Raw genomic sequence first — 16,438 nt, 5'->3', positions numbered from 1 at the left:
CCTCATTCGATCGTGATCTTGGTGATGACGACGGGCTCCAGGGGCCGGTCGTTGCGATCGGTGTTGATGGTCGCGATCGCGTCGACGACCTTCCGGGAATCCGGGTCCACCACTTCACCGAAGATCGTGTGCTTGCGGTTGAGGTGCGGCTGCGGACGGACGGTGATGAAGAACTGGGAGCCGTTGGTGCCCGGGCCCGCGTTGGCCATCGCCAACAGGTAGCCCCGGTCGAACCGCAGTTCGGGGTGGAACTCGTCGCCGAATTCGTAGCCGGGTCCGCCGCGACCGGTGCCGGTGGGATCGCCACCCTGGATCATGAAGCCGGCCATCACGCGATGGAACAGGACGCCGTCATAGAACGGGCCGCTGCTGCCTCCGCTGGCGTTCGCGGTGGTGTACGGCGCCGAACCGTCGGCGAGACCTAGGAAGTTGCGGACCGTCTTGGGCGCGTGGTTACCGAAAAGCGCAAGCTTGATATCGCCGTGATTCGTGTGCAGCGTTGCCACGGATGTCTGATTCGGTGAGGTCACGCCGCCCATCGTGCCACGGTCGGCGACGCGGCCGCGGAACTGGGCTGGACCGTGCTGTGAGCTGGGCCTCCTGCGCGAATCGCCGTGCTGTGCATAGAGTGGTCCCATGACCTCGGGGCGCCTGCATGTCTCTTCCCGTTCACGTAATCGGCTCCTGCTCGCCGCCGCTGTCGCACTGGCGGGCAGCGCGGCCTATCTGGTCCGTACTCGGCGGCCACAGCAGCCGGAACCCGCGCCCGCGCCGCCGCGCATCGGGTACTCCCGCAACGGCTCCACGCCGACCCCGCTGGCGGAAGCCGGCGCGGAGACCGATCGCTGACGTGAACACAGCGGATCAGCGGCTGACGGTCCTCTTGTACTGACGCAGGGCCAGCGGCACGAACACCACCAGGATCACCACCACCCAGGCCAGCGAGGTGATCACCGGGTGCTGCAACGACCAGGCATCCGGGGTGGGCGCGATCGGACTGGTGTTGCCGAACAGTTCCCGCGTCGCTTGGGTGAGCGCGGACACCGGATTCCACTCCGCGATCACACGCAGGACGGTGGGCAGCTTCTCGCTGGGGACGAACGTGTTGGCGATGAACGTGAGCGGGAAGATCACCATGAAGCTGGCGTTGTTGAACACCTCCGGCGCCCGCACCAGCAGCCCCACCACGGCCATGATCCAGGACACCGCGTAGGCGAACAGCAGCAACAGGACGTAGGCCAGCACCGCGTCGAGGAAAGAACCGCGGATGCGCCAGCCGACGATCAGACCGGTCAGCGACATGACCGTCAGGCTGACCACGTTGATCACCACGTCGCTGATCGTGCGGCCGACCAGCACGGCCGACGAGGCCATCGGCAGGGAGCGGAATCGGTCGATGATGCCCTTCTGCATATCCTCCGCGAGTCCCGCACCGGTGAAGGTCGCACCGAACACCACCGTCTGCGCGAAGATACCCGCGATGAGGAACTCCCGGTAACCGCCGGAGAGGCCGGGCACGTCGATGGCCGCGCCGAAGACATAGGCGAACAGCAGCACGAACATGATCGGCGAAAGCGTGGAGAAGATCAGGACGTCGGGTACCCGCTTGATCTTGATGACGTTGCGTTTCGCGATGGTCACGCTGTCGCTGACCACTATGGACAGTCGAGCGCCCAGCGCGGTCCGGGCCGGCACCGGAGCCGTCGCGGTCATCGGATCGTTCCTTCCGTAGCTTCCAGCTTGTCGTTCGGCACGTCGCCGTCGGCGATAGTCGCCGCTTCATGTCCGGTGAGGGTGAGGAAGACGTCGTCCAGCGACGGGCGGCGCAGACCGACATCGTGGATCTGCACACTGTGCTCGGCCAGCCGCCCGACCGCCTCCACCAGCGCCTGCGACCCGTCGGAGACCGGAACGATGATCCGGCGCAGCCCCGGTTCGAGATGAATCTCCCCGTCCGCCAAGGTCTTCAGCGCGGCCTCGGCCGTCGCGAGATTGTCCGCGCGATCGACGGTCAGCTCGATCCGGTCGCCGCCGACCATGGTCTTGAGTTCGTCGGCGGTACCTTTTGCGATCACCTTGCCGTGGTCGATCACCGCGATCGAATCGGCGAGCCGATCCGCCTCCTCCATGTATTGGGTGGTGAGCAGCAACGTGGTCCCGCCCGCGACCAATTCTTCGATGACGTCCCACAGATCCAGGCGGGCACGAGGGTCCAGCCCGGTAGTGGGCTCGTCGAGGAACAGCACGGGAGGATTCGCGACCAACGCGCCCGCCAGATCCAGACGACGGCGCATACCGCCGGAGTAGCCCTTGACCGGCCGGTCCGCGGCGTCGGTGAGCCGGAATCGTTCCAGCAGTTCGCGCGCGCGTTCCTTACTCCGCCGCACGCCCAGGTGATAGAGACGTCCCACCATTTCCAAATTCTCGAAGCCGGTGAGGTATTCGTCGACCGCGGCGTACTGTCCCGACGCACCGATCCGGGAACGCAACGACTGCGGATCACGCAGCACATCGATTCCCGCGACCGTCGCGTTCCCGGCATCCGGCACCAGCAGGGTGGTGAGCACGCGGACGGTGGTGGTCTTGCCTGCGCCATTGGGTCCGAGCAGCGCGGTAACGGTGCCTTCCGGGACTCGCAGATCGAGTCCGTCGAGGGCCACCAGCTGGCCGTATCGTTTGACCAGACCCTCGGCGACTATTGCGTCGGGCATGATTCTCCTGAGGTTGACGAGTTCGATGTGAATCGGTGCGACGCCAGGAGGCCCGGGCGCCGGGCGATTCGCTGGATCGGATGATCGGCCGATACCCGAGACAGTATTGTCCCGGCCGCCCACGATTTCATCCGATTTGTTTTCGAATACCGGCCCACCACGGACGGATGACTAGGGCAACGCGAGAAGGCCGCATTCCGATCCGGTCGGTGCTCGGGGGTGCCGGATCGGAATGCGACCGGTTCGATGATCCCGCGTGCACGGGCATCGGTGCGTGCGTAGCGGGCTACCCGAATCGCCGACGACCCGTACCTGGACAGCGGAAATTCGCATGCGCGCCGTCGCGGTGGGCGGGGGTACTGCGCGCGGACAGTCCGGTCGGTGAGCACGAACACATGTTCGCATCGGGGTACGACACATTCGGCCCTTCGGCGTCGCTATGCGCCCGGGAGGCCGACACGCCCGAACGTTCTCGGTGATTCCTTCCATCGGCGACCGGTCGGCATGTTGTGCGCAACGTATCGACGTGGCAGGTCATGCCGATGGGTTGACCTGGAAGCGCTTGGTCGACAAACATTTTGGCAAATGACAAGCCAACTATTGGCAGCGGCGGGGACACGGACGGGCCGGTGACAACTGACCCCGCGGCGTCCAGAAAGTAAGCCCACCCAAAAAACTTTGGAACATGGCCGTCCCACGCACACACGAACGCACATCATCGAGTAGCATCGTTCACGTCGGCCCCTCCCCCCCCGGGCCGACCCTACGCGGGCCTCGGCTAACTCCCCCCCTTCGCCGAGGCCCGCTCCCCATTTTCAGGCCCGATCAGTCGCTGGTCCGCGTGCGGTCATTGCCGGTTCCACCGCCCGCCATGCGGCAGCGAGCCGTTGCGCGCGCACGCGCCCGGCGGTGGCGAGCAGTGGCCGGTCCCGCTCCCACCGCTGTCGGGTCACCGGGTCCACGGACTGCCACTTGGGCTCGAGTTCGGCCACCAGTGGCGCGCGTAGCCGACAGAATCCCCACCGACCAGGGTGAAACGGCACTACGGGGCGCTCGGATACCGCGTGGGAACCATGCGCCGACAGAACCCGCCGAAACACCGGCGATCTGTGAGCGACCATCGGCGCTGCGTGGGCGAATCCATCGACGAGCCTGCTTGACTGAACTGTCGCCCCGTACCGGAAGGAGTTCGACCGTGCCGGAACTGGAAGAAAGCCGCAAGAAGGCACTTTTCGACTCCGAAGCCAGACTGTCCTGGGTGCTGGCGGCGCTCGCCGGCTTGATCGGTGCTGCGGCGTTCATGCATACGGCCGGCTATTTCGTCACCTTCATGACGGGCAATACCGAACGGTCCGTCCTCGGGTACTTCCACGACGAATCGGACTTGGCGTTGGCCGCCGCCGGATTGCTGATTTCGTTCCTGTCCGGTGTGGTGGTGGCGTCCTGGTGCCGCAGGCGCTACTGGTCCGGGCACCCGCACGGACCCACTCTGCTCACCGCTGTCTGCCTGGCGCTGGCCTCGGCCGTCGACATACTCGAATACCAGGCGTCCAGTGAGCCGATCGGCCTGCTGCCGATCATGTTCGTCGCATTCGGCGTCGGCGCGCTCAACACGTCGTTCGTGCGCAACGGTGAGGTGTCGGTGCCGCTCAGCTACGTCACCGGGACGCTGGTCAAATTGGGGCAGGGCATCGAACGCCATCTCAGCGGTGGTGACTACGCGGACTGGCTCGGATACTTCCTGCTCTACGCCAGTTTCTCGCTCGGCGCGCTGCTCGGCGGACTGCTGAGCCTGCTGGTCGCAGGCTGGGCCATGCTGATCACCGCGACCGTCGTGTGCCTGCTCGTCACCGGATTCACCTACCTGCACCTGGACCGGCACGGTCCCCTCACGCGGTAAGCCACGGCAGGGCGTCTGCCCGGCTTCGCGACTACGGTGACCGCGTCCACGGGCCCCGCACCGGACTGGCCCTCGGTACGGAATGCTGCGAAAGATCCTGCGCCCCAACACCTTCGGCGTTGGAGGATCTCTCACTTCGCCGCTACGAGATCCGCCACTGGCCGGATACCGAAACTCTGGACACACTGGAAGCGGCGGCGGTCTCGCCCTGGCCGAGCACGGCCGGTGCGGCCGCACCGGGGGAAATCAGAATCGGCGGGCGCCTGTCACCGGCATCGAGGAGAGGGGGGAAGTGGTCACGCCCGTGCCGTACGTCGATGCGTGGATGACTTTGCCGTCACCTGCGTAGAGGGCGGAGTGGCTTCCGCCGTAGAACGACACCATGTCGCCGGGGCGCAGTTCGTCGAGCGGTACCGGCGTTCCGGCGGCGAGCTGGTCGTAGCTGGTGCGTGGCAGCTCCACGCCGGCCTGCTCGTAGGACCACTGCACCAATCCGGAGCAATCGAAGGAGTCGGGGCCGACGGCGCCGTAGCTGTAATCGGAACCGAGTTTGGTTCGCGCCGCGTCGACCGCCATCTCACCGGTGGTCTTCTGCGGTGTCATCGCCGCGGGCGGGGTGGGCGCCCGGGGCAGGAGCTGCGGGAGGTCGCCGAGGAAGGGGATCTCGATCTCCGGAAGCACGCCGATCAGCGGGATCTCGATCGCCGGCACGATCGTCGGCATCGGCAGTTCGATCACGGGAATGTGCACCGAAAACGGGGAATCGATCGCCGGGCCGAGAGTGGCAGGTGCGATCTCCATCTGCGGAACCGGGGCGGGTGCGATGTTCTCGGTCACGGGAAATATGGCGTTGTTCCGGGACGGTATCTGCGGCGGGCCGGGAAGCGGAATATCGTCGGAAATCTCGAATTCTCCCACGCCCGGGATGGTCACCGGCTGGGCCGATGCCTCCCCTGCGTTGCACAACACACCTATGAATGCGGCCGCTCCGGTGACGAGTGCCCAGAGCACAGCACGTCGCAGGTAGCGGAGATATCGGTCGTCGGTCGATGATGCCATGATTCGGTCCTCCGATGCTCATATCGCCGGCCTCCGGCGGAGCCATACGACGCCACCATGCGTGGCGCGAGGGACTTCACCAAAGACCTCGAATTGATTCGAAAACCATCACGGTGCTTCGTCAGTCCAGCGGATCCGATCCGAGTATTCACCTTTCGGCATAGCTTGCATCACGTAAAGCACAACACACCTTTATTTTCATAACGAAAGAATAACTCGTTCCGGTGCGCGGCATTGAAATAGGAATTGCACTGTTCTCAATTCATTCCGGTGCCGAATCCAGCTTTCACGCTGTGATCTGTTCTTCGATCTGCTCCGCGATCGTACGGAGCTTGGCCGCGAATTCACGCGCCGCCCGCGGGTCGTCGCTGGATCCTTTGACCACGCGCTTGGTCAGCGCCGCGAGCCGGGATTCCATTGCGGTGAAGATGTCGGCCGCGCGGTCGGTCGGGTCGCCCGGCAGTTCGCCGCGCAGCCACGCCCGGAGACGCTCGACCACCACCTCTTCTTCATAGCGTTCGGGCAGAAGGGCCACCGCTTGCCGGAGTTTTCCCGCCGTGACTTTGACGTCGGCGCTCGCCGCCACGGTGGTGTAGACGGTGACCGCCGCGTCTTCGCCGTATTCGGCGGCCACCGGCAACAGCTCACGGACCTGGCCCTCGTTGATCGCCGGTGCGATCGGATGCAGCCGCGCGGCGAGCGGCCACGCGCGGATCAGCTTGTGCGCGTACGACCGCTGCATATCCCATCGCTGTTCCACGTAGTCGTCGAACGTCTCATGGCTGTCGCGGTAGAGCCGGCCGTCCCGCACGATCTGCAGCGCACGCCCGGCCGCCCAGAATGCGATACGCAGCGTGTCGATGGACGACTCGCACGCGCTCAACTGCGCCCGTTCCCGGTCGCTCAGCGGTCCGTCACCCGCGTCCGGCACCGGCATGGTCAACACATTCGGGCTCACCGCCGGCTTCGCCCGCCGCCATTCGGCATCGCGCAGCGGAGACACCGGTGGCGTGTGCTCGGCGCCGTCGGATAGCGGATTACCTCCGCCGATCGAACCTTTCCTGCGTTGCGGAGGCATCAGGCAGGCACCTCCATCAGGGCGCGATACACGCTCAGCAGCTCGTCGCCCACGTTGCGGTATTCTCCCAAATCCTCGATCGGATTCTCGGCGCCCTCCCCCACCTCCCCGTCAGCTGCCTCCCGATACCATTTCCATGCACTCAAATAGGAATCGAATACTTCATAGCCCGCGCTTTCCAAATGGCCCCGCTGCGCGCGGTATTCGGTCGATACATTGACGCCTTTTTTCATGATCACCGGAACTTTGGTCATCAGCACGCGCACCCGGATCTCCCGATCGGTGCCGGCCGCCGCCTCCTCGGCGGCCTTGAACGTACTCGGCACACGCTTGACTTCCGACGGGCTCACACTCGTCAACAGCAGCAGCTCGTCGCTCTCCGGAACAGCGGCCTTGAAGATATCGGCCGACTCACCCCCGGCGTCCACGATGATGACGTCGAAATCGGCGGCATTGTCGTTGATGCAGTCGCCGACATGTCGCGAGGGGAATGCGACCAGATGGAACGGCACTTCGATGCCCCCTTTGACCAGCCGCCGGTACCAGGAATATCCGGTCTGGCTGAGCGGGTCGGCGTCGATCACCAGCACCCGCAGCTCGTGCACCGACGCGAAGTAGCTCGCCAAGAAGAACGCTGATGTCGTTTTGCCGACACCGCCCTTTAGGTTCCCCAGCGTGATGACCAGAGGTTCGGGCAAATCGAGTGGCGCAACAGAATTCGTCATGGACGTTCCTCCGAGGGTGAGGAGTGCATTACTGTGCGGGGCCAGTCTGGCACAGAGTCGGCGAATATCGTCTGATTGCGGCGCCTTGTTCCGGCTGTGCCGCAGCCGCCGATGTGTCCAATTGGACACAAAATCCGAGGGTCGGCGTCGGATTCCATCAGCGGCGAAGTCATCGCCGCGGCCCGCTCCCGGCGTACCCTCCACCCTGCGTAGACGCGCATTTTCGCCCACGCGCGCACCCCGACACCGACAGAAGAATTCCCACACCTGGGAATATCATTCCGTTCGAACCCACCGCCCGGACCGATGATTACCGCGAAGGCTCTCGCGGTTCGATGAGGGACCCCGCCGAGAAGGGCGGACGTCTGGACAACGCTGTTGGGGATGCGGCGGGAACGGTCCTTCCCGACGAGGTGATGTCGCGAGCAAGAAGCGGTGGGTGCGGGCGAAACTCAGGTCCACATCGATCGTGACGTGTATGCCGCCACCGGCGACGTGCTGACCCAGACATGGCGTGCCCTCGCGTTCGCCACGGCCACGAAGGTGCGAAATCAGTGGAGCCTAGGGGAATCGAACCCCTAACCCCTGCCTTGCAAAGGCAGTGCTCTGCCAATTGAGCTAAGGCCCCTCCCGGGATCAGCGGGTGGTCACCTCGTGCCACATGTCCGCGTCGGTGCGCTGGCGCAGCTTGGAGATGCCGAAGAGAACCAGAGCCACGACACCGGCGGTGAGAAGAAGTTTCATGGTTTCCACCCTACTGCCGTGCCCGAAACCCGCCCAGAAGGGCTCCAGCGAATTCTGCTGAATTTGGCAAACTGAGCAGCGCTATCATCAGCGAGGCATCGGCAGGAAGAGGAGCAGGACGGGTCGGACCGGGGTGGAACCCAACCGCCGGGAGCGCCGCAAGGCCCGCACCCGCGCCGCCCTCGTCACCCGGCCCAGTCGTTCATCGCGAGCGGAAAGCTGCACGCGCCCATCCTGGAGATCATCGAGGCCGCCGACATCGGCATGGGGTCGTTCTACAACCCCTCGTCTCGGCTGATGGAGTCCCCGGCGAGGAGTCGATGACCTAACCTAACGGCTCCAATGCTTTCCGTCCCCGTAGACGTCGTATTTCACGCCTTGGTGGTCGATCCCGACGGTTTTCGCAGTCGCCGGCATGGTCGTTCCATCGCTGAACGTGACGGTGCAACGGATTTCGGCACCCACTGTGCCGGATAGAGGTCCATCGCACACGCTGGACTTCACGCCTCTACCTTCCAGCAGCCCACCAAAACCGATCAGGTCACCGACCACGCCGGCCACTTGCTCGGCGGTCGCGAACTTGTCGTCGAAGGTCATGTCGTAGTCGGCCATGTCCCCGCTCAGGTTGGTGACCTTGGCAGTCAAGGCCCACTTCCCGCCCGTGAGATCCACGACCGTACATTTCTGCGTCGCACCAACTGTGGCGTCCAGCTCGCCGTCGCACGATACGGACTTCGGATCCTGATGAATCTTCCCCTTGAACAGATCCGCCGCTTTGGACTGGAGACTGTAAGTGCTGACCGACGGCGGACCCGACGGCGCCGAGGAGCACGCCGTCACAACGGCGATCGGAACCAGCAGTAGAAACCAACGCATGGCTGAATTCTTGCATCCGTCAGGAGCAATCCAGTTCCGTCGGCCCGGCGGTACCGGTCGATCACAACCGATCGCGAACGCGACCGAGAACCGGAAGTCCTCGCCGCCAACTCCAGCCTCGATCCCGCCGGTTTCGCACATCCGGGCGCCCGCATTGGCGACTCGCGTCAAATGCGACTCTCTCGCACCCGATACGAGACCTGCCTCCGCATCGAGATTTACGGCTCTGACCAGTGCGTAAGTCGAACATCGTCGGATTTTCGGCGAGTTCTACCGGCCCCCCGTTTTGACCATGCCGACGGCGAGAAGGTACCGTTTTGCAGGCGTCGGTACGCGCGGGGCCTTAGCTCAATTGGCAGAGCACTGCCTTTGCAAGGCAGGGGTTAGGGGTTCGATTCCCCTAGGCTCCACTCGAAGGCTCATGCTCACGGGAGCATGAGCCTTTTTCGTTCCACGTGCGGTGAACTGCAAGCCGGCTGCACTTCCCGGACCTCGACAGCCGGTTGGGCACAGAGTCCAGACGTCGTCGGCAGGGTCACACGAGCTGGCGGAGCACAGTGAATGGATGAGGGTCCGCCACTGATCGCATCGTGGAGTCGGACAGTCACTCGAACGGCAGCTCCGCACAACACTGCGGTAAAGGTCGGCCGATCGTATCTCGGGGGCCGGTGAGGCCACAGCCGCCCGCACTGTATAGCGGGATACACTCATCAGCCGGATGATGCCTGACTGGCACTAAGGGAGTGGGCCTAGGAGGACTTGAACCTCCGACCTCTTCGTTATCAGCGAAGCGCTCTAACCGCCTGAGCTATAGGCCCGTAGTTCGCGTTGTTGCGGTGAACAACGACGTGTAGAGACTACACAACACCTATCCACTGGACCAAAACGGCTGGTAGAAGGCTTACAAGGCGGCAGCGGCAGTCGTCCGGTGCCACCGGCACGGCATTACCTCAGGAGACAGTACCGACGAAACGGCCGGCACCCTGCGCGCTGGGCGAGAGTACCGGCCGGCTGGGATGTCCCCGGGCTAGTCGGGGTCGGCCAGGGTGACCTGGATGCCACCGACGAGGTCGCAGCACTGGTTGTAGATGAAGGTGCCGACGGTACCGAGCGCGGTGAACAGCACGACGTTGATCAAGCCGATCACGCCCGCGTACCCGAACACGGTGCCCGCGTCGATCAGCCCCACCGAGCCGCTCTCCTGGGACACCATGTCGGTGAACGTGTTGTTCAGCCGCTCCCACACGCCCATGCCCTCCAGCACGATGTAGAGCAGGCCGACCGCCAGCATCCACACGAAGAACATCGCCACGCTGATGACCAGCGAGATCTTCAGCGTCGACCAGGGATCGATGCGACGGATCTGCACGGTGGCCCGCAGCGGCTCACCGGAGGCGACCGCAGCGACCGCGACCGGAACCGCGGGCGAAACCGGCCCGGACTGCGGGCCCGGGGCCTCGGCCTGCGGCAGCGGGTGCCGGATCTCGGACAGGTCCGGCATGTCTTTGATCAGTTCCGGCCGCGCGATGCTGCGGGTGGGTCCGTCGATACCGACGGACTTCACCATCGCCGCTTCCTTGCGTGCCGCCTTGGCCGCCAGGTCGGCGGTGGTGCGGGCGTTGGACGTACCGCCGCCGAGGCCCCCACCACCCGAGGTCGGGCGACCGGTGACCGGGGCCTGCCCCGGGCGGTACAGGTTGGACTGCGGCTCCCGCTGCGGCAGCTGCGCCCACCCGTCTTGATACGGCGACTGCTGTCCGCCGTTGGCGGCGCCCACCGGCTGCTTGTTCTCGTTCTCGGGCGCTGCTTGGGGGGTCTGGTTGGGGATCCGGGTCGTCTTCTGGTCGAACCGATCCTGGCCGTCGCCTCCGGGCGCCTGGTCCGGCGCGCCCTGCTGCGGCGCGAAATCACCCTGCTGGTCACGAATCTCGTGCGGCTGGTTGCCGCCGGGCTGGTTGGCTGGCTGCCCACCCGACCGCGGGCCGTTCGGCTGGCCCTGAGGACCACCCGGCTGCGGCCCACCGGGGTGGCCGCCACCAGGGTGGCCGCCCGGCTGGCCGCCGCTCGGCTGGCCTTGACCGTTCTCGGCCGAGGCGACCGGCCGTGGGATCGGCCGCGGCGGAATCGGTGACGGTGCGATCCGCTCGGTCACACCGTTCGTCTGGTGCCGCTCGTCATTCGGCTGATTCGGAGTGGTCAATGGGAATCCTTAGATCCGTTCGTTGCCGCCGCTGTTGGGTTACTTCTCGGAGGAGCCGGTGTCGCCGCCACCGGAGACCTGATCGGGATCGGGCTCATCGGCATTGCGCGCGATCGCAAGCAAGGTATCGCCCTCGGCGAGGTTCATCAATCGCACGCCCTTGGTCTGTCGTCCAGCCTTACGAACCTGCTTAGCCGCCGTCCGGATGACGCCGCCCCCGGAGGTGATCGCGTACAACTCATCTTCGTCGTCGACGATGAGCGCCCCGACCAGGGTGCCACGTTTCGCGTCGAACTGGATGGTCAATACGCCTTTACCGCCGCGGCCCTGCGGGGTGTATTCCTCGATCGCGGTCCGCTTCGCGTAGCCGCCGGACGTGGCGACCAGCAGATACGTGCCGTCACGAACCACATTGAGCGACAACAGCGCATCGCTGTCGTTGAACCGCATGCCCTGCACGCCGGAGGTGGCACGCCCCATCGGACGCAACGCCTCGTCGGTGGCCGAGAACCGGATCGACTGGCCCAGCGCGGACACCAGGAGCAGGTCGTCGTCGGCCGAGCAGAGCACGGCGCCGACCAGTTCGTCCTCGTCGCGCAGATTCACCGCGACGATGCCGCCGCTGCGGTTGGAGTCGAAGTCGGTCAGCTTCGACTTCTTCACCAGGCCGTTCTTGGTGGCGAGCACCAGGTACGGGGCGTCGTCGTAGGACTTGATCTGGATGATCTGCGCGATCTTCTCGTCCGGCTGGAAGGCCAGCAGGTTGGCCACGTGCTGGCCGCGCGCGGTGCGGTTGGCCTCGGGGAGTTCGTAGGCCTTGGCACGGTAGACCCGGCCCTTGTTCGTGAAGAACAGCAGCCAGTCATGCGTCGAGGTGATGAAGAAGTGCTTGACGATGTCGTCCTGCTTGAGGCCCGCGCCCTGCACGCCCTTGCCGCCGCGCTTCTGGCTGCGGTAGAGATCGGTCTTGGTGCGCTTGGCGTAGCCGGTCTCGGTGATCGTGACGACCACGTCCTCGCGAGCGATCAGATCCTCGTCGGCCACGTCACCGTCCGCGGAGACGATCTGGGTGCGCCGCTCGTCGCCGTACTTCTCCACGATCTCGGCCAGCTCGTCACGCACGATCGCGCGCTGCCGCTCCGGCTTGTCGAGGATGTCCTTGTAGTCGGCGATCTCGGCTTCGATCTTGACCAGATCGTCGACGATCTTCTGGCGCTCCAGCGCCGACAGCCGCCGCAGCTGCATATCCAGGATCGCGGTCGCCTGGACCTCGTCGATGTCGAGCAGCTGCATCAGGCCGGTGCGCGCGGTGTCGGTGTTGGCCGAGCGGCGGATCAGCGCGATCACCTCGTCGAGCGCGTCCAGCGCCTTGACCAGGCCGCGCAGGATGTGGGCCCGTTCCTCGGCCTTGCGCAGCAAGTACCTGGTGCGCCGGACGATGACGTCCAACTGGTGGTTGACGTAGAGCCGGATCATCTGGTCCAGCCGCAGCGTGCGCGGCACGCCGTCGACGATGGACAGCATGTTGGCGCCGAAGCTGGTTTGCAGCTGGGTGTGCTTGTACAGGTTGTTCAGCACGACCTTGGCGACGGCGTCCCGCTTCACCGTCACCACGATGCGCAGGCCGACTCGGTCGGAGGACTCGTCGTGGATATCGGCGATCCCCGCGATCCTGCCGTCCTTGACCTGCTCGGCGATCGCGTTGATGAAGTTGTCGGTATTGACCTGGTAGGGCAGCTCGGTGATGACGATCGTGGTGCGGCCGCGATTGTCCTCCTCGATCTCCACGACACCGCGCATCTTGATCGAGCCGCGACCGGTGGTGTACGCGTCGTGGATGCCCTGGGTGCCGACGATCAGGCCCGAGGTCGGGAAGTCCGGCCCCTTGATCCGCTCCATGCACGCGGCGAGGGTGGCTTCCTCGTCGGCGTCGTGGTTGTCCAGCGCCCAGTAGATGGCGGCGGCGAGCTCGGTCAGATTGTGCGGCGGGATGTTGGTCGCCATGCCGACCGCGATGCCGTTGCTGCCGTTCATCAGCATGTTCGGCACGCGGCTCGGCAGGACCACCGGTTCCAGCGTCTTGCCGTCGTAGTTGGGGATGAAATCGACCGTCTCGTGGTCGATCTCGCGCAGCATCTCCATGGCCAGCGGCGTGAGGCGGCACTCGGTGTACCGCATGGCGGCGGCGCCGTCGTTACCGCGGCTGCCGAAATTGCCCTGGCCGTCCACCAGCGGGTAGCGCATCGCCCACGGCTGCGCCATGCGCACCAAGGTGTCGTAGATCGCCGAGTCGCCGTGCGGGTGGTAGTTACCCATCGTGTCCGAGACCGGGCGCGCGGACTTCACATACCCGCGATCGGGCCGGTACCCGTTGTCGTACATGGCGTAGAGAATGCGGCGATGCACCGGCTTGAGGCCGTCGCGCACTTCGGGTAGCGCGCGGCCGACGATCACGCTCATCGCGTAATCGATGTAGCTGTTCTGCATCTCCAGTTGGATGTCGACCGGCTCGACGCGGTCGCCCGTGCCCTCCGGCGGCAGGGTGATGTCGGTCATGAAGTCTCCTTAGCGGGCTGACGTGCGGAAACTGCCGGGCGCCGGATCGGTCGGCGGCGCCTCGGGCGGATCACACGTCGAGGAAGCGGACGTCCTTGGCGTTACGGGTGATGAAGCTGCGACGGGCCTCCACGTCCTCGCCCATCAGCACGCTGAACAACTCGTCGGCCGCGGCCGCGTCGTCCAACGTCACTTGACGAAGCACCCGGACAGAGGGATCCATGGTGGTCTCCCAGAGTTCCTTCGGATTCATCTCGCCCAGACCCTTGTAGCGCTGGATGCCGTCGTCCTTGTTGATCTTCTTGCCCGCGGCCAGACCGCGTTCCAGCAGGCCGTCGCGTTCCCGGTCGGAGTAGGCGAACTCCGGCTCGCTGCGCTGCCACTTCAGCTTGTACAGCGGCGGCTGCGCCAGGTACACGTGCCCGTGTTCGACCAGCGGGCGCATGAAACGGAACAGCAGGGTCAGCAGCAGCGTGGAGATGTGCTGGCCGTCGACGTCGGCGTCGGCCATCAGCACGATCTTGTGATACCGCAGCTTGCTGATGTCGAACTCGTCGTGGATGCCGGTGCCGAATGCGGTGATGATCGACTGGACCTCGTTGTTCTTGAGTACCTTGTCGATACGCGCCTTCTCGACGTTGATGATCTTGCCGCGCAGCGGCAGGATCGCCTGGTACATCGAGTCGCGGCCGGACTTGGCCGAGCCGCCGGCGGAATCGCCCTCCACAATGTAGATCTCGGACTTGCTCGGGTCCTTCGACCGGCAGTCGGCCAGCTTGCCGGGCAGTCCGCCCAGGTCGGTGGCCGACTTGCGGCGCACCAACTCGCGGGCCTTGCGCGCGGCGACGCGGGCCTGCGCCGAGGACACCGCCTTGTTCACGATGGTCTTCGCGTCGGCCGGGTTGGCCTCGAACCAGTGGGTGAGGTGCTCGTTGCAGGTGCGCTGCACGAACGACTTCACCTCGGTGTTACCCAGCTTGGTCTTGGTCTGGCCCTCGAACTGGGGCTCGCCGACCTTGACGCTCACGATGGCGGCCAGGCCCTCCCGGATGTCGTCACCGGTGAGGTTGCCGTCCTTCTCCTTGATGAGCTTCTTGTCCTTGGCGTACTTGTTGACGACCGTGGTCAACGCCGCGCGGAAGCCCTCTTCGTGTGTGCCGCCCTCATGGGTGTTGATGGTGTTGGCGAAGGTGTGCACCGACTCCGAGTAACCGGAGTTCCACTGCATCGCGACCTCGAGTTCGTGGCCGGTGCCCTTGCCGGTGAACGCGACGACCGAGTTGTGGATCGGCTGCTTGGTCCGGTTGATGTGGCGGACGAAGTCCTCCAGGCCGCCCGGGTAGTGGTAGGTCCGGGACTTCACCTTGTGCTCGGCGGGTGCGGCGCCCTCCTCCGCGTGCTTGGGCGCCTCGGCGGTTTCGCTGACCACCTCGTCGGTGATCTCGGTGTCGCTGACCCGCTCGTCGGTGAGGACGATGGTGAGGCCCTTGTTCAGGAACGCCATCTCCTGCAACCGGCGCGCGACGGTCTCGAAGTTGAAGGTGGTGGTCTCGAAGATATCCGAATCCGGCCAGAACCGGATGGTGGTACCGGTCCGCTTCGTCGGCTCGCCCTGGATGAGCTTGCCGGGCTTCGCGTCCTTGTATTCCTGGGTCCAGTGATGGCCGCCGGTGTCGATCTCGGCCTCCAGCCGCGTCGACAGCGCGTTGACCACGGAGATGCCGACGCCGTGCAGACCACCGGACACCGCATAGGACTCGGAGTCGAACTTGCCGCCCGCGTGCAGCTGGGTCATGACGACCTCGATGGTCGGGATGCCCTGCGCGTGCATCTCCACGGGGATACCCCGGCCGTCGTCGATTACTTCGACGCCGCCGTCGGCCAGCAGGGTGACCTCGACCTTCGTCGCGTATCCGGCCATCGCCTCGTCGACGGAGTTGTCGACGACCTCCCAGATCAGGTGGTGCAGACCGCGCTCACCGGTGGAGCCGATGTACATGCCCGGGCGCTTACGAACCGCCTCGAGGCCCTCGAGAACCGTGATGGAGGAGGCACCGTAGTCCTGCTTCCCGGTCGCTCTGGTCGAACCCGATGCGTTGGAGTCTTTGGCAGCCACTGGTCGGTAGCTCTCCTTACTTGCTGATCCCGGCATAGAGCGATCGGACAGCACACGTGGGGCCCTGGTGATGCCTGCTGGAGAATTAGGGTCCACGCGCGGACTGTGCGGAACGCGCCGAAGGTATCGCCGCTAGTTACGTCACCATCCTACTGGTACAGCCAACTTACAACCCACCTCCGACACCCCTCACGGCGGCGTGGATGCGAGAAATCGGAATTCGGCGACTCGATTCCGCCTCCTGCCGGTTTCGATCCATCAGAAGTGGGCTGAGAGATGCATTGGAAGGTCGGCGTTTCGAGCGCTCCGCAGCGGCGAGCGGCGTCGATCCGAACGATGAAGGCGGCGGTGTGACGCGCCAGTTCGGCCGGGTGTGAGATCGGTGACCAGTGCCGCCCCGGATCTCGGCCCTGCCCGGATGTGGCACCCGCCGGTCGGCCCCGGCGTTCACCACGGCCGCACGGCGCGGTCGC

At 65.2% G+C, this 16,438-nt stretch carries 12 protein-coding genes, 3 tRNA genes and 1 pseudogene; 4 read left to right on the top strand and 12 right to left on the bottom strand.

The annotated features are described in order from the left end of the window. Nucleotides 1–2 precede the first annotated feature (2 nt). A complete protein-coding gene (locus ACT89H_RS20020) occupies nt 3–530 on the bottom strand; it encodes a peptidylprolyl isomerase (protein WP_445110144.1) in 528 nt (175 codons plus the stop codon). A 106-nt stretch (nt 531–636) separates the two neighbouring features. On the opposite strand from ACT89H_RS20020, the gene ACT89H_RS20015 reads away from it, so the two are divergent. Continuing rightward, nucleotides 637–849 carry a hypothetical protein gene (locus ACT89H_RS20015; RefSeq protein ID WP_445110143.1) on the top strand — a complete coding sequence of 71 codons (213 nt, stop codon included), beginning with the start codon at nt 637–639 and terminating at the stop codon, nt 847–849. A 15-nt stretch (nt 850–864) separates the two neighbouring features. Here the strand turns inward: ACT89H_RS20015 and ACT89H_RS20010 are convergent, their stop codons facing one another. Both ACT89H_RS20010 and ACT89H_RS20005 read right to left on the bottom strand, forming a co-directional pair. Next, nucleotides 865–1,713 (bottom strand): ABC transporter permease, encoded by an 849-nt coding sequence (locus ACT89H_RS20010; protein ID WP_445110142.1) that lies wholly within the window; start codon nt 1,711–1,713, stop codon nt 865–867. Next, on the bottom strand, nt 1,710–2,711 hold the full coding sequence (locus tag ACT89H_RS20005) for an ATP-binding cassette domain-containing protein (RefSeq protein ID WP_445110141.1): 1,002 nt from the start codon (nt 2,709–2,711) through the stop codon (nt 1,710–1,712). The genes ACT89H_RS20010 and ACT89H_RS20005 overlap by 4 nt, the downstream gene beginning before the upstream one ends. Before the next feature lie 1,195 nt (nt 2,712–3,906). Here ACT89H_RS20005 and ACT89H_RS20000 point away from each other — a divergent pair. Continuing rightward, nucleotides 3,907–4,611, top strand: coding sequence for a YoaK family protein (locus ACT89H_RS20000; RefSeq protein WP_445110140.1), 705 nt, complete (start codon nt 3,907–3,909; stop codon nt 4,609–4,611). Between the two features lie 246 nt (nt 4,612–4,857). Here ACT89H_RS20000 and ACT89H_RS19995 read toward each other — a convergent pair whose 3' ends face one another. From ACT89H_RS19995 to ACT89H_RS19980, 4 genes are all read right to left on the bottom strand, one after another. Further along, the gene (locus tag ACT89H_RS19995; RefSeq protein ID WP_445110373.1) at nt 4,858–5,334 is read right to left on the bottom strand and encodes a C40 family peptidase; all 477 of its coding nucleotides are present in this window, start codon (nt 5,332–5,334) and stop codon (nt 4,858–4,860) included. A gap of 622 nt (nt 5,335–5,956) precedes the next feature. Then, entirely contained in the window at nt 5,957–6,748 is a 792-nt protein-coding gene (locus ACT89H_RS19990; protein WP_445110139.1) for a hypothetical protein, read from the bottom strand. Continuing rightward, complete coding sequence (locus tag ACT89H_RS19985) at nt 6,748–7,473, bottom strand: ParA family protein (protein ID WP_445110138.1); 726 nt, start codon at nt 7,471–7,473, stop codon at nt 6,748–6,750. The genes ACT89H_RS19990 and ACT89H_RS19985 overlap by 1 nt, the downstream gene beginning before the upstream one ends. Before the next feature lie 555 nt (nt 7,474–8,028). Beyond that, nucleotides 8,029–8,101, bottom strand: a tRNA-Ala gene (locus ACT89H_RS19980). Between the two features lie 249 nt (nt 8,102–8,350). Between ACT89H_RS19980 and ACT89H_RS19975 the strand changes: the two are divergent. Then, a pseudogene (locus ACT89H_RS19975) lies at nt 8,351–8,499 on the top strand (TetR/AcrR family transcriptional regulator); the annotation flags it as partial. Between the two features lie 48 nt (nt 8,500–8,547). Here the strand turns inward: ACT89H_RS19975 and ACT89H_RS19970 are convergent. After that, on the bottom strand, nt 8,548–9,093 hold the full coding sequence (locus ACT89H_RS19970) for a DUF4333 domain-containing protein (protein ID WP_445110137.1): 546 nt from the start codon (nt 9,091–9,093) through the stop codon (nt 8,548–8,550). A 337-nt stretch (nt 9,094–9,430) separates the two neighbouring features. Here ACT89H_RS19970 and ACT89H_RS19965 point away from each other — a divergent pair. Next, nucleotides 9,431–9,503, top strand: a tRNA-Ala gene (locus ACT89H_RS19965). A 334-nt stretch (nt 9,504–9,837) separates the two neighbouring features. On the opposite strand, the gene ACT89H_RS19960 is transcribed toward ACT89H_RS19965, so the two are convergent. From ACT89H_RS19960 to gyrB, 4 genes are all read right to left on the bottom strand, one after another. Then, nucleotides 9,838–9,911 (bottom strand) — tRNA-Ile (locus ACT89H_RS19960). A 209-nt stretch (nt 9,912–10,120) separates the two neighbouring features. After that, nucleotides 10,121–11,293: a DUF3566 domain-containing protein gene (locus ACT89H_RS19955; protein WP_445110136.1), complete on the bottom strand. Its 1,173-nt coding sequence runs from the start codon at nt 11,291–11,293 to the stop codon at nt 10,121–10,123. Between the two features lie 39 nt (nt 11,294–11,332). After that, a complete protein-coding gene (gene gyrA, locus ACT89H_RS19950; RefSeq protein WP_445110135.1) occupies nt 11,333–13,849 on the bottom strand; it encodes a DNA gyrase subunit A in 2,517 nt (838 codons plus the stop codon). Nucleotides 13,850–13,919: 70 nt separating this feature from the next. After that, entirely contained in the window at nt 13,920–15,965 is a 2,046-nt protein-coding gene (gene gyrB, locus ACT89H_RS19945) for a DNA topoisomerase (ATP-hydrolyzing) subunit B (protein WP_445110134.1), read from the bottom strand. Between the last annotated feature and the right edge of the window lie 473 nt (nt 15,966–16,438).

The sequence above is a fragment of the Nocardia aegles genome (assembly GCF_052545135.1).
Note: the sequence above shows the minus strand (reverse complement) of the source record. Positions and strands in the feature narration are given on the sequence as shown.